The sequence below is a fragment of the Pseudomonas sp. 3MAES_34.3B genome (genome assembly GCF_058145875.1).
Genome location: NZ_CM176960.1, coordinates 477,333 through 498,950, shown reverse-complemented (window position 1 = coordinate 498,950; position 21,618 = coordinate 477,333). Strand labels below are relative to the sequence as shown.

Sequence of the window (21,618 nt, the reverse complement as noted above, 5' to 3'; positions counted from 1 at the left end):
GCCTGCCCTGCGATTGACGGCCGGCATCACCCGCCTGGCACCTTCAAGCACTGCTTCATTATCACGGACACGATTGCCAGCGCCGCGCGCCTTGGCCAGGAGCTTCACATGACCGCAATGACCCGTTCCAGCCTGGAGTATCAGCAGGACACTCGGATCGACGTGGCAAGTATCTTGCGCATGCTGTTCGACCACAAAGTGTTGATCGCCTGGGTGGTCGGGCTGTTCACCCTGGTTGGGGGCATTTACGCCATCGTCGCCACGCCGGTGTACCAGGCCAACGCGATGATCCAGATCGAGCCGAAAAAGATCGGCCTCGATGCCACACCTGTGTTCAACAGCAAGCCGACCTCGGTGTCCGAAGCGGCCACCGAAATTGAACTGATCAAGTCGCGCGCCGTGCTTGGGCGTGTGATCAGCGACCTGAAACTGGACATCGTCGCCACCCCCCACTACCTGCCGTTGATTGGCAAATGGTATGCGCGGCAGTTCAAGCCCGCCAAGGGTCAGGTTACCGCCGCGCTGTTCGGGTTGAACCGCTTTGCCTGGGGTGGCGAAGCCATCAGCGTCGATGCGCTGGAAGTGCCCAAGGCCATGCTCGGCCTGCCGCTCACCCTGGTCGCTGGCGCCAACGGCAGCTACAGCGTGAAGGACGCTGACAGCAACGCCGTGTTGGACGGCAAGGTAGGCGTGGCGAGTACAAGCAATGGTGTGAGCCTGCTGATCACCTCCCTGCAAGCGCGCCCGGGCACCGAGTTCCGCCTGGTGCGTAACCGCGAGCTGGCCACCGCACTGGATTATCAGGAACGCCTGAAGGTCAGCGAGGCCGGCAAGGATTCGGGCATCGTGTACATGTCCATCCAGGACACCGACCCCGCCCGCGCCGTGATGCTGGTCAAGGAAGTGAGTGACCGCTACGTACGCCAGAACGTGGAACGCAGTTCCGCCGAGGCCGCTCAACGGTTGGACTTCCTCCGCTCGCAACTGCCGGTGGTACGCGCCGAGCTGGAGAAGTCCGAAGAAGCTCTGCACGAATTCCAGCTGCGCACCCATGCCGTGGACATCGGCCAGCAAACCCGTACCCTGCTGGACCAGGTCGTCGACTACGACAACCAATTATCCGAGCTGCGCCTCAAGCGCACCGATCTGGATCGCCTGTACACCCGCCAACATCCGCAGTCGGTGGCGATGTCTCAGCAAATCGGCCAGCTCGAAGCCCAGAAGGCCAAGCTTCAGGCTGAAGTTGGCCAGTTGCCCGAAACCCAGCAGGAACTGCTGCGCCTGAGCCGCGACATGCAGGTGACCACCCAGACCTACACCAACTTGCTCAACCGCGTGCAGGAACAGGACATCATCCGCGCGGGCAACATCGGTAACGTGCGCGTGATCGACGCCGCCGACGCCAACGTGGAAGAGCCGGTGAAACCCATGCGCAAGCTTATCGTGGCCCTGGCCGCGCTGCTGGGCGCGCTGTTCGCGATCTCGATCATCTTCGTTCGCCAGGCGTTCTACCGCGGCGTCGAGAACCCTGAAAGCGTCGAGCAACTTGGGCTGCCGGTGTACGCCTCGCTGCCGCTGTCGCGCCAGCAGGAACGCCTTAACCGCGGGCAAACCCGCAAGGGCCAGGCACCTTCCCGGCTGCTCGGTGTGGTGGCGCCTCGCGAAGCGACTATGGAGGCGCTGCGCAGCCTGCGTACCAGCCTGCACTTCGCGATGGCTGAAGCACGCAACCACATTCTGATGATCACCAGCCCTACCCCGGGCGTGGGCAAGTCCTTCGTGTGCGCCAACCTGGCGGTGGTGAATGCGCAATCGGGCAAGCGCGTACTGTTGATCGACGCCGACATGCGCAAAGGCTACCTGCACCAGCAGTTCGGCGTGCAGCCGCGCCATGGCCTGGCTGACGCGCTGGCGGGCAAGCTGCCCTTCGCCGAGGTGGTTCATGACACCGCCGTGAAGAACCTGCAGCTCATCTCCTGCGGCTACGCGGCGCCCAACCCGTCCGAACTGCTGATGCACGAAAACTTCACTCGGCTGCTGCGTGAACTGGCGCCGCATTACGACCTGGTGATCATTGATACCCCGCCGGTGATGGCCGTGACCGATGCCACGCTGGTCGGGCGTCAGGCAGGCACTTGCATGATGGTCAGCCGCTTCGGGCAGAGCACCGTGAAGGAGATCGACGTGGCCCGCCGCCGCCTGTTGCAGAACGGCGTAACGCTCAAGGGCGCGATCTTCAACGGCGTGGTTCGCAAAGCCTCTACCGCCGAATACGACTGCGCCTCGTATGGCTACGACTACGGCGACAGCCGCGCGTAACCGTTCATTTGACTCGCCAGGGACAGACACAGGATGAATACGACAATAGCCATGATGCAGCCCTACTGGTTCCCCTACCTGGGCTACTTCCAATTGATTGCCGGCGCCGATGTGTTCGTCCTGGGCGACGACCTGCAATACGTGAAAGACGGCTGGATCAACCGCAACCGTGTGCTGTGCGGGGGCAAGCCCTGGTTGTTCAGCCTGCCGCTGGCCCGGGACGTTCACGGCCTGGCGATCAACCAGCGGCGCCTGGCCGACACCACCTCCGGCAACCTGGACAGCCTGCTCAAGACGCTAGCGCTGCACTACGCACGCGCGCCACAGCGGGCCGAAGTGATGCCCTTGCTCGAAGGCATCATGCGCTACCCGGATGCCAACCTGGCCCGCTATCTGGAGTACAGCCTGCGCCAGGTGTGCGCTTACTTGAAGATAGATACCCCCATTCTGCTGGCCTCCGAACTGGATATTCGCGACATCGCCGATAAACAGGACCGTGTGATCAAGACCATGCACCGTCTGGGCGGCAATCGCTACATAAACCCCATCGGCGGGCGCGAGCTGTATGAAGAAGAACGCTTCCGCCAGGCCGGGCTGAGCCTGCGCTTCCATCACATGGGAGACATCAGCTATGCCCAGTTCGGCCAACCGTTCGTGTCGCACCTGTCGATCATCGACGTACTGATGTTCAACCCGGTGGAACAGATCCGCCACTGGCTTAACCACTACAGCCTGCTGCTGCCCGCGCCGCACATGGACGCACCCCGGGCCCACGCCAGCGTGCCGGTCGCTGCCCGTGCCCCCCTCTCTCTGTCATAGGACACACGCCATGGATGCCGCTGTCGCCAGCCGTTTGAACGTCAACTGGTATTTGATCCAGACCAAGCCACGCCAGGAAGCACGCGCCGAGGAGCACCTGGCCCGCCAGGGTTTCGAGTGCTATCGCCCGCTGACTGAAAGCACCTCCGCCGGCACCCCGGCCGGCACTCGGCCAAGCCGCCTGGTGGAACAGCCGCTGTTCCCCGGCTACCTGTTCATTCATATGCACCGCGACGACAGCTGGTACCCGATCCGATCGACCCGCGGCGTGTCGCGCATCGTGGCGTTCGGCCCCAACCCTTGCCCGGTGAGTGACAAGCTGATCGACGAAATCCGCCAGCGTGCCCATGTCAGTACCGATACACCGGGCTTTCACCACGGCGAGAAGGTACGCGTGGTCACCGGGGGCAGTGAGATGGAAGCGATCTTCCTGTGCAATGACGGAGAGGAACGCGCAGTGATCCTGCTCAACCTGCTGCAGCGCCAGCAACGCGTGGTACTGGCGCGCCAGACCTTGCAACGGGTGGCCAGCCATGCGTACTGAATCGCAGCGCAGACGCACCATGAACGGTACCACTACCTTGGTGACGCTGACTTACGGGCAGCGCCTGAACTACCTGAGAACGCTGGTCAACCGGTCCTTGGGCAGCTGGCGAATCCAGCGGGTGATCGTGGTGAGCAACGCGTCCACCGACAACCTGCGCTCGCTATGTGATGCCTGGCCTGGCCAGGTAGAAGTGATCGACCTGCCCACCAATACCGGCTCGGCCGTGGGATACAAGGTGGGTATAGAAGCCGCGCTGGAGCGAGGCGCCGAGTACATCTGGCTGATGGATGACGACAACGCACCCACGCCCGGCGCCATCGACGCCCTGCATCAGCGCCTGTTCGAGTGCGCCCAGGGGCGCGGCTGGGACAAGGCCGCAGTGATCGGCTTCCGCCCCACGCATCAGGCGGACATCGCCGCCGGCGTACCCCGGCCGTTCGCCGTGCAATGGCGTTCCAGCTGCTTCGGCTTTCATATCGCGCAATTGCCGTACAAGGTCTGGCGCCGCACCCCTTGGGGGCGGCCCAACGCCCGGCGCAAGCAGGCCTCGCTGGTGAAGCTGCCGTTCACCACCTATGGCGGGCTGCTGGCTCACCGCTCGCTGTATGAGCGCATCGGCACGCCACTGGGCGATTTGCTGCTGTATGCCGACGACACCGAATACACCTGGCGCATCACCGCGTCGGGGGGTGAGATTTTCCTGGCCACCGAGGCCGTGCTGGATGACCTGGAGCATTCGTGGAACATCAAGGAGCGCACCGGCAACATCTACGAGACCTTCCTGCTGGGTAACTCGGAGTTTCGAGCCTATTACGCCGCGCGTAATCAGGCGTGGTTCGACAAGCATGTCTGGGCCGCGTCTGGCTGGCTGTATTACCTCAACCGGTCGCTGTTCCTCTTCTTGCTGCGCCAGGTAGCCCGTCGCAAGGGCTCGCTGGAGCGGCTGAACCTTATCGAGCAGGCGATCCGCGACGGTGAGTCGGGACGGCTGGGCACTCACGAGTCCTATCCGCTATGAAGCTACTGTTCCTTAACAGCCTGTACGCCCCGCATATTGGCGGGGGCGCCGAGATTGTGCTGCAACGCACCGTGGAAGGGCTGCAAAGGCGTGGTGATGACGTTTGCGTGCTGGCCACCGGCCCGCAACCCGGGTTGCATGTCACTGACGTTCGCGGCGTGAAGGTGTACCGGGCCGGGCTGTTGAACGCTTATTGGCATTTCAGCCCTCAACGCCCCGGCGCGCTGGTGCGCCTTGGCTGGCACCTGCGCGACCGCTACAACACCGGCATGCGTCAGTACGTACGCGAAGTGATCAAGCGGGAAAAGGTGGACGTGGTGGTGTGCCATAACCTTGCAGGCTGGTCGGTCGCGGCCTGGGATGAAATCACCGAGGCGGGGCTGCCCACTGTCCAGGTGCTGCACGACCTGTACCTGTTGTGCCCTGGCAGCAATATGTTCAAGAAGGGCAACGCCTGCAAAACCCCCTGCACCCTTTGCCGCAGTTTTCGCCAGGGCCATGCCGAGCGTTCCACGCAGGTGACGGCAGTGGTGGGCGTGAGCGAGTTTCTGTTGCAGCGGGTGCGGGCAGCCGGCTTTTTCAGCAAGGCTGACGCCAGCGTGGTGTACAACGCCACGCCGCGTGCCGATACCGCCATCGCCGCCTACCAGCCGCCTGCGCAACCCACGTCGGCGCCCGTTCGGTTTGGCTACCTGGGCACACTGTCGGAGCAAAAAGGGCTGGCCTGGCTGATCCGCCAATTCAACACCCTGGACTTTCCCGCCACCCTGGAAATCGCCGGGCGCGGGCAGGCCGACTACGAGGCGCAACTCCGGGCCCTGGCCGGCGATACACCGCGTATCCGTTTCGTGGGCTACCAGTCTCCGGAAAACTTCTACCGCCACATCGACGTCGCCGTGGTGCCCTCAGTGTGGAACGAGCCCTTCGGCCTGGTGGCCGTCGAGGCCTGTTCCCACTCGGTGCCGGTGATCGCCAGTTGCCGGGGCGGGTTGCCGGAAATCATCGAGGACGGGGTGAACGGGCTGCTGTGCTACCCCGAACAGCCTGGCTCGCTGGCCGAGGCCATGAAGCGCCTGGCGCAGGACCCTGCCCTGCGCCAGCGCCTCACCGACCAGGCGCGCTGCAGCGTAGAGCATCTGCTGGACATGGAGCGGATGCTGGACGCGTATCAGGAACTCTTCAAACAGGTTGTTACCAAGGGGTCGCCACGTCATGGCAACGACATTGCCGTACACAGCCGTTGAGCGCCGGGCCTGGCTGGCCTTCGACAAATCTACGGTCATGGCCTGGACCGCCCTGAGCCTGATGGGCGTGGAGACGTTCTCCGGTGCGCTTCGCTATTACCTGGACATGGCGGGCGCCTCGGCGCTGCTCTACCTGCCCAAGGCCGCCTGCCTGGCGCTGTTTGCCCTGGAACTGTTCAGTGCCCGGCTGAGCCGCAGCTTCTGGTTGGCGTTGCTGTTGCTGGCCGTCTCCAGCCTGATGGGGATGCTGCATGGGGCCAGCGCCAGCAATGTCGGGTTCAGCCTGTTTATCTACAGCCCGCTGTTGTTCGGCATGCTGTGCGGGGCGTACCTGCAACAGCGCAAGCACCTGATGGTCTGGATAGTGGGCCTGTGCCTGGTGGCCTCGATGGTAGGGATATTGCTCGACAAGTACACCAGCGTGCCGTGGAAGGGGTATAGCTACAACCTGGGCGATACAACCCTGCGGGGCAACACGGCTTGGTCGACCGGAGGCACCGACCGCCTGGCCGGGTTTGCCCGGATGTCCACCACAGCCGCCATGATGATGGCTATCTACGCCCTGTACCTGACTGCTTTCACCCGCTCCCGGGTGCTGATGAGCCTGCTGTTCGCCGCCACCTTTGGCGCCATCCTGCTGACCACGAACAAATCCACCGCGGCGGCGTTTGCCATCGCGCTGCTGCTGCTGCCCATCCTGCGTCAGCCGCTGCTGTGCCGGGTGCTGTTCCTGCTTGTGGTGGGCATGGGGATCGCCCTGCCTGTGCTATCGGTACTGTCGGATTTCGATGCCCACGCCACCACGGGGGACAGCGTGATGGCCTCGTTCTATGACCGCCTGGTGAATACCTGGCCGATGGTGATCACCACTATTACCCGTGAGGGTTGGGGCGTCATGGGCGCCGGCTTCGGCATGATCGGCAGCAGCGTGGCGCTGTTTCCGGTGTACTCGGCGCAGATGCCCGCGGTGACCGACAGCACGGCCCTGTACTTGTGGAGCACCCTGGGGGTGGCCGGCATCCTCCTGTTCGGCGGCCTGCTGCCGTTGCTCAGCGGCCTGGCCGCGCGGCGGGACTGGATGAGCGGAGCCCTGATGACGATCACGTTCTGCATCACCCTGATCAGTTGGACCACTGACGTTCTAGAGGTGCCTGTCGCTGCCCTGGCCGTTGGCCTGGCCGTGTCGCACTTGCTGAGGCGCCCCGCTGTTCCGACCTTTGAGCTGTATCTGCGGGAGCTGTCCCATGAACCTGTATTTCCTGCGCCGCGCGCTCTGTAGTGCCGCGTTGCTGTTGTGCTGCTTGGCAGGTGCCTTTGCAGAAGACGCCCCGGCGGCTTCCACGGACTTCATCCTCGGTGTGGGTACCCACTTGTTCAACCAGCAAAAACAGGTCGGGGCGCCCTTTGCGATGATGCGCGACGCCCAGATCCGTTCGGTACGCGATGACGCGTTCTGGTCCACGGTGGAACAACTGCCCGGCCAGCTGATGATTTCGCCGGACTGGTACAAATACCTGCGCGAGCAGCGCGCCAGCGACATGAGCAACATCCTGGTGCTGGGGTATGGCAACCGGTTCTATTCCAACAACAGCAAGCCTGTATCGCCGACCGTGCGCGCCGGTTTCGCTCGCTACGTCGACTTTGTGGCGCGCCGGCTCAAGGGCCAGGTGGGTTTCTACGAGGTGTACAACGAGTGGGACGTGGAGGACCCGATCACCCCGGCGTTTGGCGAGGCCTACCTGGACCTGGTGCGTGATACCTCACGCCAGCTACGGCGCCTCGACCCAGGCGCGCGCATCCTCGCCGGCGCGGTGACCACCCGTGGCATCAAAGTGGGTTTTGCCGACCGGCTGGTGCGCAATGGCGTGATGAAGTACGTGGACGGGCTGTCGCTGCACCCCTATGTGCATTGCGAAAAAACCAACGGCGGCAATACGCCGGAAAGCTGGATTCGCTGGATGCGGCAAGTCTCCGCGCGCCTTGACGACCTGGCGGGCCAGCCTGTCCCGCTGTACCTGACCGAAATGGCCTGGCACAGCACCGGTGACCTGGACCCGTGCGGCATAGACGAAGCCACGCAGGCTGAGTGGCTGGCGCGGGCGTACCTGCTCGCCAAAACCCTGCCGGCCATCAAGGGCCTGTGGTGGTACGACCTGAGCAACGATGGCAACAACCCGGCTGACCCGGAACACAACTTCGGCCTGTTGCGCCGGGACCTGAGCATCAAACCGGCCTATGCCGCGCTCAGGCGTATCGCGCCGGTGCTCAATCACTACCGTTATGTACCGGCGAAGCCACTGCCGGCAGCCAAAGGGAGCGAGCCGCTGATCGAACTGGAGTTTCGCCAGGGCAGCCATCGCCTGCTGGCGGTGTGGACACAGGGGCAGCCCGGCCTTGTGACCCTTTCATCACCCGGCGCGCCGGCGCATCCGGTCCAGGTGAGCGGCATGCCGGTGCTGATTCGGCTGGACGACAGTAGCGCCCCAAGAACATGACCGGCCAGGCAGGCCCTTTCAACACCGACCCGCTGCACAAGGATGTATCGAAGATGATTGTCATCAATGCGCGTTTTTTGACCCAGGAACTTCGTGGTGTGCAGCGTTTTGCCGAGCAGATCTGCCTCGCGCTGAAAACCTTGCGTAATGACGTGGTGTTTGTTTCGCCCCCGGGCATTCGCATGGAAGAAACCGCACACGCCCTGGGCGCCCAGGTGATCGGCCGCAACAGTGGGCACTTGTGGGAACAGCTGGACCTGCCCGCGTACCTGCACCGCAACGGGCGCCCATGGTTGTTGTCGCTGTGCGCCACCGCACCGCTTTTTTACCGCCGTCAGATAGTCACGCATCACGACATTACCTATGTGCGGCACCCGGAGAGCTACAGCCTTGCGTTTCGCACCGCCTACCGCCGGATGACCCCGCTGATGCTCAAGCGGGCGCACACGCTGATCACGGTCAGCGAGTTCTCGAAGCGGGAAATCGGCGAGTTCTATGGCGTGCCGTCCGCTCGCATCCTGGTGGTGCCCAATGCCGTGAGTGGCGCGTTCCAGCCCCATCGCCTGGAAATCCCGCGGCCGTACCTGCTGGCGGTGTCCTCGCCCAGTGCGCACAAGAACTTCGCGCGGATGATCGAAGCGTTTCTGCGGCTCAAGGGCCACCCGGAAGTGGAGCTGCGCATCGTGGGCGCGGCGAACGGCATTTTCGCTGACCCCAGCCTGCAGCAACAGGCCGCTGGCGACCCTCGGATTCACTTCCTGGGCCGGCTGACCGACGCACAACTGATCGACCAGTACCAGCATGCAAGCGCCTTCGTGTTCCCTTCGCTGTATGAGGGTTTTGGTATTCCCCCCTTGGAGGCGCAAGCCTGCGGTTGCCCGGTACTGGCCGCCAATGCCGCGTCGATCCCAGAGGTGTTGCAGTCCAGCGCGCTGTACTTCGACCCGCTGGACGTGGACCAGATGGCCCGCGCCATGGCGCTGGTGCTGGACAACCCGTCCATTGGCGAACACCTGAGAACCCTCGGGCTACGCAACGTGGCGCGCTTCAGCTGGCAGGCCTCGGCCCGGCTGATCAGCGACCGCCTGGATACGCTGCAGCCAAACGGCCGCACCCCTTTGCACATCACCACTAAAGGCGCTGAACAGCGCGCCAGGGAGCACCAATGAAAATCGCCATCGTCCATGACTGGTTGGTTACCTTTGCCGGAGCGGAGCGAGTACTGGCGTCCTTGCTGAAAGTGTGGCCGCAGGCAGACCTGTTTGCGGTGATTGATTTCCTCAGCGATGAAGACCGCGCCCGCCTGGGTGGCAAACAGGCGAAAACCACCTTCATCCAGCGCCTGCCCAAGGCCCGTACCAAGTACCAGAAATACCTTCCGCTGATGCCGCTGGCCATCGAGCAGATGGACCTTTCAGGCTACGACCTGATCATTTCCAGCAGCCACGCGGTGGCCAAGGGCGTGCTCACCGGTCCCGACCAGTTGCACATCAGCTATGTGCATTCGCCCATTCGCTATGCCTGGGACCTGCAACACCAGTACTTGACCGAAAGCGGCATGAACACCGGCCTCAAGGGCAAGCTGGCGCGGATGATCCTGCACTACATGCGCATGTGGGACCAGCGCACCGCCGCCGCCGTCGATGATTTCGTGGCCAACTCGCGTTTCATCGGCCGACGCATCGACAAGGCCTACCGTCGGCCGTCCACGGTGATTTACCCGCCGGTGGACACCAGCGGCTTCAGCTTCAACAGCGAGAAGCAGGACTACTACGTCACCGCTTCGCGCATGGTGCCCTACAAGAAAATCCCGATGATCGTGCAGGCATTCGCCGCCATGCCCGACAAGCGCCTGGTGGTGATCGGTGACGGCCCTGAGCTGGCCAAGGCCCGTGCCGTGGCCGGGCCGAACGTGACCATCCTGGGCCAGCAACCTTTCGAGGTGCTGCGCCAGCATCTGCAGAACGCCAAGGCGTTCGTGTTTGCCGCCGAGGAAGACTTCGGCATTACGCCAGTGGAGGCGCAGGCCTGTGGTACGCCGGTAATCGCTTACGGCCGCGGCGGAGTGCTGGAAACCGTACGGGGCCTGGACGATACAGCGCCTACCGGGGTGTTCTACCCCCAGCAAAGCGTGGAAGCGCTGATCGCTGCCGTGGAGACGTTCGAGCGCGAAGGCCACCGTATTTCGTCGCGGGCCTGCCGTGAGCAGGCAGAGCTGTTCGGCGAGCGGCGCTTCGAACGCCAGATCCGGCACTTCGTGGAGGTGCGTTACGCCGAGGCCAACCTGCCGGCACCCCTGGCCGCTACGCCACGCCTCACCCTGGCCTCCTTGAACAAGGCCGCCCCGGCGGTGGTTACACCGATGTAACCCGGGTTTTCCCGCAATTCGCCACATTGAACCGATGCACGTTTCACTGACAGGACGACACCATGCCGACACCTCACAAGGGCATTCTTCACGCTCATCAGTCCTTCCTTTCCCTGGCCCACCGCTTGCTCGACCTGGCCGTGATCGTCGCCGGTACGCTCTGGGCCGATTGGGCCAACCAGCATTCGATTACCAGCGAAACCTGGATCAAGGTGTTGCTGGCCGTGTTGGTATTCCACTGGTTGAGCGAGTACCACAAACTCTACGGCTCCTGGCGCGGTGAACGGATAAGCAGCGAGCTGCGGCGCGTGGCCACTTACTGGGCGCTGACGTTCGTATGCCTGCTGCTGGCCGATCAGCTGATGCCGCAGAACAGCGCGCTGCCAGCGGCGCATCACCTGCAGGCCTTCGCGTTCGTACTGGCGATACTCGGTGGCTACCGGCTGGTTATCCGCAGCACCCTTCACGCCCTGCGCAAGCGCGGCTACAACACGCGCAACGTGGCGATCGTGGGCACCGGCCAGGTCGGCGAGCGGCTGGCGCTGTCCATGGCTCAGGCACCGTGGATGGGCTTGCGGCTGTTCGGCTTCTATGACGACCAGCCGCAGCAGATGGACCTCTCCGGGATCGGCCGACGCGTGATCGTGCGCGGTGGGCTGGATCAGCTCATCGATCATGCCCGCGACGGCCGCATCGACAAGGTGTACATCACCCTGCCAATGGTGCAGGAGCCGGTGATCCAGGAGCTGGTGAAATCGCTGAGCGACACTACCACCTCGGTGTACCTGATCCCCGATGTGTTCATGTTCGATCTGCTGCATGCACGCAGCGAAAGCATCAATGGCCTGGCCAGCATCAGCCTGATCGACAGCCCCATGGAAGGCTCGAGCAGCCTGATCAAGCGCGTCGAGGATATCGCCGCTTCCAGCCTGATCCTGGCGATGATTGCCGTACCCATGTTGCTCATCGCGCTCGCTATCAAGGTCACTTCACCTGGCCCGGTGCTGTTCCGCCAGGTGCGTTACGGGCTGGATGGCCGCCCGATCAAGGTATGGAAATTCCGCAGCATGACGGTTCAGGAAAACGGCAGCGATGTACGCCAGGCCAGCCGTAACGACGCGCGCATCACGCCATTGGGCAAGGTGCTGCGTCGCACGTCGCTGGACGAACTGCCGCAATTCTTCAACGTGCTGATGGGTGACATGTCCATCGTGGGGCCACGCCCGCATGCCGTGGCGCATAACGAGCAATACCGGCGGTTGGTGAGCTGCTACATGCTGCGCCACAAGGTGAAACCCGGTATCACCGGGTGGGCCCAGGTGAACGGCTGGCGCGGCGAAACCAATACGCTGGACAAGATGCAGAAACGGGTGGAATACGACCTGGATTACATCGAACGCTGGTCGGTATGGCTGGACCTGAAAATCATCGCGCTCACGCTGTTCAAGGGCTTCGTGAACAAGAATGCCTACTGATGCCGCCGCGCATTACTCACGCGAGAAGTCTGTTTCTCCAAGGAAGATTGAAATGAATCGCAATGTATTGGTTGCCATGCTGTTGAGCGCGGTGCTTCAAGGTTGTGCCTTCGCCCCAGGGCAACACATGACACCGGACGATGCCTCCGAGGACACTGGCATCAACGGCCCGGTGCGCGTGGTGCAGATCACCAACAACAGCGTCAACGAAGAAAAGACCATCTACCAGCCACAGCCCGTGCCGGCTGAACTGCTGACGTACAAACCGGAGGAATACCGCATCGGCCCGGGCGACGCGCTGGTGGTAACGGTATGGGAACACGAGGAACTGAACGCCCCGTCGGGCCCGGATCAGGGCAGCTCGGCGGCGCGTGTGGTGCGTGGCGACGGAACCATCTACTACCCCTACATCAGCTCCATTGTGGCCGGGGGCAAGACGATTGAGGAGTTTCGCGCCGAGCTGCAGCAAAAGCTGTCCCAGTACCTCACCGTGGCGAAGGTGGATGTGAACGTGCAGGGCTATGAAAGCCAGCGTGTGGTGCTGTCTGGGGCCTTTCGCAGCCCTGGCGTGCAGCCGCTGACCAACGTACCGCTGTCGATGGTCAGCGCCATCAGCAAGGCCGGTGGCGAGGCGGACAACGCCAACCTTGCCGGGTTGATCCTCAAGCGCGATGGCAAGGAATACCTGCTGGATATCGATACGCTCAACCGCAAGGACTCGCCGCTCAACCGCATCTACCTGAAAAACGGCGACCAATTGCACTTGGGCAACTACCGTGCAAACAAGGTGTACGTGCTGGGCGAAGTCCATAACCCCCAGGTAATGAACTACGGCGGCAGCACCTTCAACCTGATGGAAGCCTTGGGTAATGCCGGCGGCATCAGCCAGGAAACCGCCAACGCCGAGGCGATCTATGTGATCCGCAGCGCGCAACCGGAAACCAGCCAGCCGCCCACGGTGTTCTACCTCAATGCCAAGAAGCCCACCGCCTTCCTTCTGGCCCGGCAGTTCGACCTGCAAAGCGCCGACGTGGTGTTCGTGGGGCCTGCCAATATCACCCGGTGGAACCGTTTCATCAGCCAGTTGCTGCCATCGGCCAGCGTAGTTGCCACGGGCGCTGCCTTCCGCAACTAAGGAAGCTTGCGTAACGGTCACGCCATGTCGGTACCGTTACGCAATATTTCCCCCTTCCCTTTCAGGGATCCGCTACGATGAGGGCCTGTTGCCTCTGGATCGGATCCCCATGTCTGCTGCTCAATCAGCCGCCAGCGCGACTCTGGTGCTCGACAACGGGCTACGCGTACGTATCTGTCACGAGCCACGCCTCAAGCGCGCGGCTGCATTCTTGCGGGTTGATGCAGGTAGCCACGATGTCGACCTGGCCTGGCCTGGCCTCGCGCACTTCCTTGAACACCTCTTCTTTCTTGGCACCACCCGCTTCGCGGGCGATCAGGCATTGATGCCGTTCGTCCAGCGCCATGGCGGGCAACTCAATGCCTCCACCCGCGAGCGAACCACGGACTACTTCTTCGAGGTTCCGGTGCCGGCCTTTTCCGGCGCGCTGGAGCGAATGTGCGAGATGTTCGCCAACCCGCGGCTCAGCGCCACCGATCAGCGCCGGGAGCGTGAAGTACTGCACGCCGAATTCATCAGCTGGTCCCGGGACAATCAGGCCCACCATGAGCTATGGCTGACCAGCCCGCTGTCGGCGCGCCATCCACTGCGCGCCTTCCACGCCGGCAATCGTTACAGCCTGCCGCTCGAACGCCCCGAGTTCCAAGTTGCGCTGCGCCAGTTCCACCTGGACAACTACCACAGCGGGCAGATGACCCTGACCCTCGTGGGCCCGCAGCCAGAGGATTACCTGATCCGGCTGGCGCAACGTGCCTGTGCCATCCTTCCCAGGGGAAAACCACGGCTTCGCCCCGCACCGCCGCCAATGCTCGATGGCACTGGCGACGCTCAGCCACAAGTCGGGGGCAGCCGCTTCAACCTGGCGTTCGCCTGCGATGAGCTGCCCGAAGGGGCGCCATCGGCCGTGGCGTTTTTCAGTACCTGGTTTGCCAACGCCCAGCCCGGTGGTTTGCAGGCCGAGTTGCTGCGGCGCGAACTGATCGAAAGCATGCGGGTAAGCGCTCACTACCTGTACCAGGGGCAGGCGCTTATCGATATCGAATTCACGCTCACAGCCCATGGCCAAGGGCACCTGCACACCCTGAGCGCGCTGACATTCGACTGGCTCGAATTCTTCGAGGCTGTGGATGACTGGCCCATGCTCCGTGAGGAGTATGCGCTGCTGCAAAGGCGCCAGCGCCTGACCAGCGGCGCCCTGGCCCTGGCCCGGCGCCTGGCTCAGCCTGAAGAACATGCCGAAGTGCTGGACAACCAGGGCCTGGTCGCCTTGCGCGCCCTGCTTGCGCAGCTGCGACCCGAACGCGTGCTTCATCCGCTACCCAAACCCTCCGATGCGTTTGTTGCCTCGGCGCCTGGCGCTCACTGGCGGTTACCTCAGCGCAACCGCTTCCTGCGGCCCAGCCGCCGACCGGATCAACCGGTGGCCGACATTCGCGCCATGCGTTATGCACAGGGTGTGGATAACAGCGCCCACGAAGCCGAGTTGCTGTTGCGCTGGAACGTAGGCGCATCCCACCAGGCCGGCCTGTGGCAGGTACTGGACCGTGCTTTGCAGCGGCTGGTGCACGAAGCCCGGCAAGCGGGAGTGAAAGTGCTGTTCACCAGCCTGGGTGAAGACTGGCAATTACGCCTCAGCGGCGTCAGCGAGCCAATGGCGCCTCTGCTGGAGCAAGTGCTGGCCGTCCTGAACGCGCCGCCGCCAGAGGTATGGCGCTATACCGAGCCGCTGACGCCGCCGGCACAAACGCCTATACGCGAATTGCTGCGCCAGTTGCCCGAGCACTGCCTGGGCAATAGTCGTGGCAGCGCCCGTCATCAGCCAGAAGACGTGCAGCCCGGCAAGCTTCAGAAGGTCTGGAGCGTGGCTACCTGGGAAGGCCTGGCGCTGGGCTTCCATGATTCGAGCCGCAGTGCGCTCAACCTGGCGCTGCGGGCCATGCCGGGCCATCCCGACCCGCAGATGGCTGCCCGTGCCCGGCGCATGCAAGGCAAGCGCTGGAGCGTGCTGCCTGCGCCCGGTAGCGAGCATGCCCTGTTGCTGTTTTGCCCCGCACCGCCGGGGTCGATCAGCGAGGACGCCGCTTGGCGGTTGATCGCACAGATCGCCCAAGCGCCGTTCTACCAGCGGTTACGGGTGGAGTTGCAGCTTGGTTACGCGGTATTCAGCAGCTTCCGACAGATCGCCGGCCTGCCGGGCCTGGTGTTTGGCGTGCAGTCACCCGGCACGGACCAGCCCGCGTTGCTTGGCCATTTCGATCAGTTCCTCAAACAACTGCCGCGGCTGATCGGCAACCTGGGCAGCGAGAAACTGCTCGGCCAGCGGCAGGCGTTGATCAACCGCCTCAAACCCGAAGAGATGGACACCAGCCAGCTGGCCGACACGCTCTGGCAGGCCCACCTGGGTGGCCACGACGGGGATTACCTCAAGCGCTTGCAGCAGGCCATGGGGGAGTTGCGCTCTACCGAACTGGTAAGCGCGGCCTGGCGGTTGGCCAACGCCGACCATGGCTGGCTGGTACTGGCAAACGGGGGTGAAGCACCGAAAGGGTGGGAGGCAATGGGAACATTCTTACCGGAACGGTAATGAGCTTTCCTTTATTTTTCACCTAACCGGCTGGTTACTTTGAGTACAATGGCGGCCAACCTCGCATGAACGTCCGCGCCCGCGCGCGGACTAAACATTGCCGGCTTTTTTCTTTCCTACAGAGGATGACGCCCATGTGGACCAAACCTGCTTACACTGATCTGCGTATTGGTTTTGAAGTGACTATGTACTTCGCTAATCGTTGATTTCAACGATCGGCATGACGCCTCGGTTCGCCGGGGCGTTTTTATTTGCGCTATTCGAGAGCCCACATGTACGTTCAAATCCTCGGCTCGGCGGCGGGCGGTGGCTTCCCCCAGTGGAACTGCAATTGCCCCAATTGCCGTGGCCTGCGTGACGGCACCTTGCGCGCCCAGGCTCGCACCCAGTCCTCCATTGCCCTTTCCGACGACGGCGTGAACTGGATTCTGTGCAACGCCTCCCCGGACATTCGCGCGCAGCTGCAAAGCTTCGCGCCGCTGCAACCGGGCCGCGCGCTGCGCGATACGGGCATCGGGGCGGTCATCCTGCTGGACAGCCAGATCGACCACACCACCGGGCTGCTGAGTTTGCGTGAAGGCTGCCCACATCAGGTGTGGTGCACTGACATGGTTCACCAGGACCTCACCACCGGCTTCCCGCTGTTCAACATGCTCAGCCACTGGAACGGTGGCCTGCAGTGGCAACGGATCGGCCTGGACGAAAGCTTCACCGTACCGGCCTGCCCGGCGCTGCGCTTCACCCCCTTGCCACTGCGCAGCGCTGCCCCACCCTATTCACCGCACCGGTTCGATCCACACCCTGGCGATAACATCGGGCTGATTGTGGAAGACCTGAACACCGGCGGCCGGTTGTTCTATGCCCCGGGCCTTGGCCAGGTGAGCGAGGCACTGCTGGCGCGCATGGCGCAGGCCGATTGCCTGTTGGTAGACGGCACGCTGTGGGAAGACGATGAGATGCAACGCCGTGGCGTGGGTACCCGTACCGGCAGGGAAATGGGCCACCTGGCGCAGAACGGCCCCGGTGGCATGCTTGAAGTGCTGGACGGCCTGAACGTTGCGCGCAAGGTGCTGATCCACATCAACAACACCAACCCCATTCTCGACGAAGACTCACCCGAGCGCGCCGAAGTGGAGCGGCGCGGCGTTGAAGTGGCCTTCGACGGCATGAGCATCCAGCTGTAGGGTACGCCTGCGCCTTGCAGGAGCTTTCAACCTGTAGGAAGCGGGCGTAGCTCGCGAATAGATGACGCGCCCTACACCGATCACAAGAGGCATTCCCGTGAGCGAACAACCCCTCACCCCGGCCGAATTCGAACAGGCCTTGCGCGCCAAGGGCGCCTATTACCACATCTACCACCCGTACCATGTGGCTATGTACGAAGGGCGCGCCACCCGCGAGCAGATCCAGGGCTGGGTGGCGAACCGTTTCTATTACCAGGTCAACATCCCTATGAAGGATGCGGCCATCCTTGCCAACTGCCCGGACCGCGAGGTACGGCGCGAGTGGATACAGCGCCTGCTGGACCACGATGGCGCGCCGGGCGAGGACGGCGGCATCGAAGCCTGGCTACGGCTGGGGCAGGCCGTGGGGCTGGACCCCGACCAGCTGCGCTCTCAGGAGCTGGTGCTGCCGGGCGTGCGCTTTGCCGTGGACGCTTATGTGAACTTCGCCCGCCGTGCCAGCTGGCAAGAAGCGGCCAGCAGTTCGCTGACCGAATTGTTCGCACCACAGATCCACCAGTCCCGGCTGGACAGCTGGCCGGCGCATTACCCGTGGATCGACCCGGCAGGCTACGAGTACTTCCGTACCCGCCTGGGCCAGGCGCGCCGGGATGTGGAGCATGGGCTGGCGATTACCCTGGCCCACTACACTACGGCCGAAGGCCAGCAGCGCATGCTGGAGATCCTGCAGTTCAAGCTCGATATCTTGTGGAGCATGCTGGACGCCATGACCATGGCCTATGAACTCGATCGCCCTCCTTACCACAGCGTGACCCGCGAGCGGGTCTGGCACAAAGGGATAACACTATGAGTTTCGACCGTAACCGGGTGCCTGCCTGGCGCCCCGGCTATCGTTTTCAATACGAGCCGGCGCAGAAAGGCCACGTGTTGCTCTACCCTGAAGGCATGATCAAGCTCAACGAAAGCGCGGGCGCCATCGGCGCGATGATCGATGGCCAGCGCAGTGTCGCGGCAATCATCGACAGCCTGAATTCACAATTCCCGGGTGTACCGGAGCTGGCCGACGACGTCGAACAGTTCATGGAGGTGGCGCGTGAAAAGCACTGGCTCCAGCTCGCCTGAGCCTGCGGTGGGCCTGCCGCTGTGGCTGCTGGCGGAACTGACCTACCGCTGCCCGCTGCAGTGCCCGTACTGCTCCAACCCGCTGGACTTCGCCGCCCAGGGGAAAGAGCTGACCACCGAGGAATGGTTCCGGGTGATGGCCGAGGCCCGCGAGATGGGCGCGGCCCAGCTCGGGTTTTCCGGTGGCGAGCCGCTGGTGCGCCAGGACCTTGCCGAGCTTATCGCGGAGGCCCGCCGGCTGGGTTATTACACCAACCTGATCACCTCCGGCATTGGCCTCACCGAAGCCCGCCTGGATACCTTCAAGGCGGCCGGCCTGGACCATATCCAGATCAGCTTCCAGGCCAGCGACGAGGACGTGAACAACCTGCTCGCGGGCTCGAAAAAAGCCTTCGCGCAGAAGCTGGCGATGGCGCGAGCGGTGAAAGCACGGGGCTACCCGATGGTGCTCAATTTCGTGACCCATCGGCACAACATCGACCGTATCGACCGGATCATCGAGCTGTGCCTGGCACTGGAGGCTGACTTCGTGGAGCTTGCCACCTGCCAGTTCTACGGGTGGGCACAGCTGAACCGCGTGGGCTTGCTGCCAACACAAGAGCAACTGCGCCGGGCCGAGCGTATCACCAACGAATACCGTGCACGGCTCGAAGCCGAGGGCCATCCGTGCAAGCTGATTTTCGTGACGCCGGATTACTACGAAGAGCGGCCCAAGGCCTGCATGAACGGCTGGGGCAGTATCTTCCTGACCGTGACGCCTGACGGCACCGCGTTGCCTTGCCACGGCGCGCGCCAGTTGCCGGTGCAGTTCCCCAATGTGCGGGAGCAGTCGCTGGATGATATCTGGTACCGTTCCTTTGGCTTCAACCGCTTCCGGGGCTATGACTGGATGCCCGAACCGTGCCGCTCCTGCGACGAGAAAGAACAGGATTTCGGCGGTTGCCGCTGCCAGGCGTTCATGCTGACCGGCGACGCCAGCAATGCCGACCCGGTGTGTGCCAAATCGGCCCACCATGGGGTGATCCTGGCGGCGCGGGAGGAAGCCGAACGCAGTACCACTCCTATCGAAGGGCTGACCTACCGAAATGAGCGAAATTCACACGTCATCGCCCGGGGCTGAGCCCCTTGGCGCACCGGAAGTGGTTGCCGCTGGCCGCGACTTCGCCGAACTCGCCGTTACTGGCGCCGGGCTGTTCTGGAACGAATTCCGCCCTGAAGAAGGTAGCTCCCGGCTCTATCGCTGGCAGGAAGGCACCACCCACTGCGTTACACCTGAAGGGTTCAGCGTACGCAGCCGGGTATATGAGTACGGCGGCGGGGCCTTTTGTGCCGGGCCAGACGCGGTGTATTTCGTCAACGAGAAAGACCAGCAGATTTACCGGCAGGCGGTCACGCCTTTGGGCGAGCCCGAGCTGCTGAGCCAGGGTGGCTGCCATTATGGTGGCCTGGCGTGGCATCACGGCCTGGTGCTGGCGGTAGAGGAGCGGCCAGGGGCGCCCTACCCCAGTCACTGCCTGGTGGCACTCGAGGCCCAAACCGGCGAGCGCCAGGTACTGGCCGAGGGCCGGGATTTCTATGGAGCAGCCACACTCAGCCCGTGCGGCAAGCGCCTGGCGTGGGTGGAATGGGACCGCCCCGAGCAGCCGTGGACGCGCACTCGCTTGATGTGCGCGGAACGCGCGAGCAGCGAGGGTTGGAAGGCACCGGTTTGCATGGCAGGCGATGGAACCGCCGAGTCCCTGCAGCAGCCACGGTTCGACAGCCAAAGCCGCCTGTATTGCCTGAGCGATCGCGAAGGGTTCTGGCAGCCCTGGGGCGAAACCGCTGAGGGTTGGGCCATGCTGCCCGGCAAAGCGGCGGACCACGCCAGCGCGCCTTGGCAACTGGGCGCCACCAGCTGGTTGCCGCTGCCTGAAGGCGGCTATGCCGCGAGCTGGCTGGAGAAAGGCTTCGGCTACCTCGGCGTTGTCAGCGATGGGGGAGAGCTGACCGATTACACCGATCACTACACACGTTTTCGCAGCATCGCTGCCACTGACCAATACCTGTATGCCATTGCCGCCTCCCCGCTGCTCCCGCCCGCAGTAGTTGCAATCAACCGAACTACCCACGGGCTTGAAGTTGTGGCAGGTACCGAGGCATTGCTGCCTGCATCCGCAATCACGACACCTCGGCCTTTCAGCTACCCCAGTGGCGACGGCGAGGCACACGGTTTCTTCTACCCTGCCTGCGGCGAACCGGCGAATGCGCCCTTGCTAGTGTTCATTCATGGTGGCCCAACCTCGGCCTGCTACCCCGTCCTGGACCCGCGCATACAGTTCTGGTGCCAGCGCGGCTTCGCCGTTGCCGACCTGAATTACCGTGGCAGCAGTGGCTATGGCCGCGCCTATCGCATGGCGTTGGAGCATAACTGGGGCGTCACGGACGTACAGGATGCCGGGAACGCTGTAGCCTGGTTGCGCGCCGAACGCTGGGTAGACGACGCCCACGCCTTCATCCGTGGCAGCAGCGCCGGTGGCTACACCACGCTGTGCGCCCTTGCGTTCCTGGATATTTTCAGCGGCGGTGCCAGCCTATATGGCGTAAGCGATCCGATGACGCTGGCGCGCGAAACCCACAAGTTCGAGGCCGATTACCTCGACTGGCTGATCGGCGACCCCGATCAGGATGCCCAGCGTTACGCCGAGCGTACCCCGCTGCAGCACGCTGACCGTATCAAGGCCCCGGTGATTTTCTTCCAGGGCGAACTCGATACGGTGGTGGTGCCCGAACAGACCGAAGCAATGGTCGCTTCGCTAGAGGCCAACGGCGTGCCGGTCAAGGCGTTCTACTATGCCGAAGAACGCCACGGCTTTCGCCAGGCGAAAAACCTGGCGCACGCACTGGAGCAGGAGTGGCTGTTCTACAAGGGGCTGGTTTAACGTTTGGCGATGATGTAGACGGCATGCACGATGCCCGGAATGTAGCCGCACAGCGTGAGCAGGATGTTCAACCAGAAGGCGCCACCGAAGCCCACTTGCAGAAAAACGCCCAGCGGCGGGAGCAGGATGGCGAAAATGATGCGGATCAGGTCCATGGGGTAATGCCTCCAAAAGGTATACCTCACAGACCTTGCCGCTACGCTGCGGTTCAGCGGTTGGCGCCTCTTGCCCTGTAGGAAGCGGGCGGAGCTCGCGAATTGCCAGCGCCGCAAGAAGGCCGTTCTCGCGCTTCTCGCAGGGGGGCATCGATTCATATTCCCAGAAACAAGAAACCCCGCCGAGGCGGGGTTTGCAGACTTGTTTCCCTGACATCCATATCGTCCCGCC

Annotated in this window: 19 protein-coding genes; 18 read left to right on the top strand and 1 reads right to left on the bottom strand. The window is 63.3% G+C overall.

Going from position 1 to position 21,618, the window contains the following annotated elements; all coding sequences use genetic code 11:
- The first annotated feature begins 108 nt into the window (after positions 1–108).
- The 18 genes from AC3Z8Y_RS02195 (at position 109) to AC3Z8Y_RS02110 (ending at position 21,231) form a co-directional block, all read left to right on the top strand.
- Complete coding sequence (locus tag AC3Z8Y_RS02195) at positions 109–2,319, top strand: polysaccharide biosynthesis tyrosine autokinase (RefSeq protein WP_490088275.1); 2,211 nt, start codon at positions 109–111, stop codon at positions 2,317–2,319.
- 33 nt (positions 2,320–2,352) lie between these two features.
- Positions 2,353–3,138 (top strand): WbqC family protein, encoded by a 786-nt coding sequence (locus tag AC3Z8Y_RS02190; RefSeq protein ID WP_490088274.1) that lies wholly within the window; start codon positions 2,353–2,355, stop codon positions 3,136–3,138.
- Positions 3,139–3,148: 10 nt separating this feature from the next.
- On the top strand, positions 3,149–3,682 hold the full coding sequence (gene rfaH, locus AC3Z8Y_RS02185; protein WP_490088273.1) for a transcription/translation regulatory transformer protein RfaH: 534 nt from the start codon (positions 3,149–3,151) through the stop codon (positions 3,680–3,682).
- A gap of 19 nt (positions 3,683–3,701) precedes the next feature.
- Positions 3,702–4,703, top strand: a complete 1,002-nt coding sequence (locus AC3Z8Y_RS02180) for a glycosyltransferase (RefSeq protein ID WP_490088272.1) — start codon at positions 3,702–3,704, stop codon at positions 4,701–4,703.
- Positions 4,700–5,947: a glycosyltransferase family 4 protein gene (locus AC3Z8Y_RS02175; protein WP_490088271.1), complete on the top strand. Its 1,248-nt coding sequence runs from the start codon at positions 4,700–4,702 to the stop codon at positions 5,945–5,947. Before AC3Z8Y_RS02180 ends, AC3Z8Y_RS02175 begins: the two co-directional genes overlap by 4 nt.
- Positions 5,916–7,226, top strand: coding sequence for a hypothetical protein (locus tag AC3Z8Y_RS02170; protein ID WP_490088270.1), 1,311 nt, complete (start codon positions 5,916–5,918; stop codon positions 7,224–7,226). The genes AC3Z8Y_RS02175 and AC3Z8Y_RS02170 overlap by 32 nt, the downstream gene beginning before the upstream one ends.
- Entirely contained in the window at positions 7,192–8,442 is a 1,251-nt protein-coding gene (locus tag AC3Z8Y_RS02165) for a hypothetical protein (protein WP_490088269.1), read from the top strand. The genes AC3Z8Y_RS02170 and AC3Z8Y_RS02165 overlap by 35 nt, the downstream gene beginning before the upstream one ends.
- A gap of 53 nt (positions 8,443–8,495) precedes the next feature.
- The gene (locus tag AC3Z8Y_RS02160; RefSeq protein ID WP_490089915.1) at positions 8,496–9,611 is read left to right on the top strand and encodes a glycosyltransferase family 4 protein; all 1,116 of its coding nucleotides are present in this window, start codon (positions 8,496–8,498) and stop codon (positions 9,609–9,611) included.
- Positions 9,608–10,810, top strand: a complete 1,203-nt coding sequence (locus AC3Z8Y_RS02155) for a glycosyltransferase family 4 protein (RefSeq protein ID WP_490088268.1) — start codon at positions 9,608–9,610, stop codon at positions 10,808–10,810. Before AC3Z8Y_RS02160 ends, AC3Z8Y_RS02155 begins: the two co-directional genes overlap by 4 nt.
- 62 nt (positions 10,811–10,872) lie before the next feature.
- The gene (locus tag AC3Z8Y_RS02150; protein WP_490088267.1) at positions 10,873–12,285 is read left to right on the top strand and encodes an undecaprenyl-phosphate glucose phosphotransferase; all 1,413 of its coding nucleotides are present in this window, start codon (positions 10,873–10,875) and stop codon (positions 12,283–12,285) included.
- Between the two features lie 52 nt (positions 12,286–12,337).
- A complete protein-coding gene (locus tag AC3Z8Y_RS02145) occupies positions 12,338–13,420 on the top strand; it encodes a polysaccharide biosynthesis/export family protein (protein ID WP_181113276.1) in 1,083 nt (360 codons plus the stop codon).
- A gap of 109 nt (positions 13,421–13,529) precedes the next feature.
- Positions 13,530–16,004: a pyrroloquinoline quinone biosynthesis protein PqqF gene (pqqF, locus tag AC3Z8Y_RS02140; protein WP_490088266.1), complete on the top strand. Its 2,475-nt coding sequence runs from the start codon at positions 13,530–13,532 to the stop codon at positions 16,002–16,004.
- A gap of 134 nt (positions 16,005–16,138) precedes the next feature.
- On the top strand, positions 16,139–16,210 hold the full coding sequence (gene pqqA / locus AC3Z8Y_RS02135; RefSeq protein WP_003243383.1) for a pyrroloquinoline quinone precursor peptide PqqA: 72 nt from the start codon (positions 16,139–16,141) through the stop codon (positions 16,208–16,210).
- A 66-nt stretch (positions 16,211–16,276) separates the two neighbouring features.
- The gene (gene pqqB, locus AC3Z8Y_RS02130; RefSeq protein WP_490088265.1) at positions 16,277–17,188 is read left to right on the top strand and encodes a pyrroloquinoline quinone biosynthesis protein PqqB; all 912 of its coding nucleotides are present in this window, start codon (positions 16,277–16,279) and stop codon (positions 17,186–17,188) included.
- 97 nt (positions 17,189–17,285) lie between these two features.
- The gene (pqqC, locus tag AC3Z8Y_RS02125; protein WP_490088264.1) at positions 17,286–18,038 is read left to right on the top strand and encodes a pyrroloquinoline-quinone synthase PqqC; all 753 of its coding nucleotides are present in this window, start codon (positions 17,286–17,288) and stop codon (positions 18,036–18,038) included.
- On the top strand, positions 18,035–18,310 hold the full coding sequence (gene pqqD / locus AC3Z8Y_RS02120) for a pyrroloquinoline quinone biosynthesis peptide chaperone PqqD (RefSeq protein ID WP_181113287.1): 276 nt from the start codon (positions 18,035–18,037) through the stop codon (positions 18,308–18,310). Before pqqC ends, pqqD begins: the two co-directional genes overlap by 4 nt.
- Positions 18,282–19,430: a pyrroloquinoline quinone biosynthesis protein PqqE gene (pqqE, locus tag AC3Z8Y_RS02115; RefSeq protein ID WP_490088263.1), complete on the top strand. Its 1,149-nt coding sequence runs from the start codon at positions 18,282–18,284 to the stop codon at positions 19,428–19,430. Before pqqD ends, pqqE begins: the two co-directional genes overlap by 29 nt.
- The gene (locus AC3Z8Y_RS02110; protein ID WP_490088262.1) at positions 19,396–21,231 is read left to right on the top strand and encodes an alpha/beta hydrolase family protein; all 1,836 of its coding nucleotides are present in this window, start codon (positions 19,396–19,398) and stop codon (positions 21,229–21,231) included. The genes pqqE and AC3Z8Y_RS02110 overlap by 35 nt, the downstream gene beginning before the upstream one ends.
- Here the strand turns inward: AC3Z8Y_RS02110 and AC3Z8Y_RS02105 are convergent.
- Positions 21,228–21,386: a YqaE/Pmp3 family membrane protein gene (locus AC3Z8Y_RS02105; RefSeq protein ID WP_011063854.1), complete on the bottom strand. Its 159-nt coding sequence runs from the start codon at positions 21,384–21,386 to the stop codon at positions 21,228–21,230. The genes AC3Z8Y_RS02110 and AC3Z8Y_RS02105 overlap by 4 nt on opposite strands.
- Positions 21,387–21,618 lie beyond the last annotated feature (232 nt).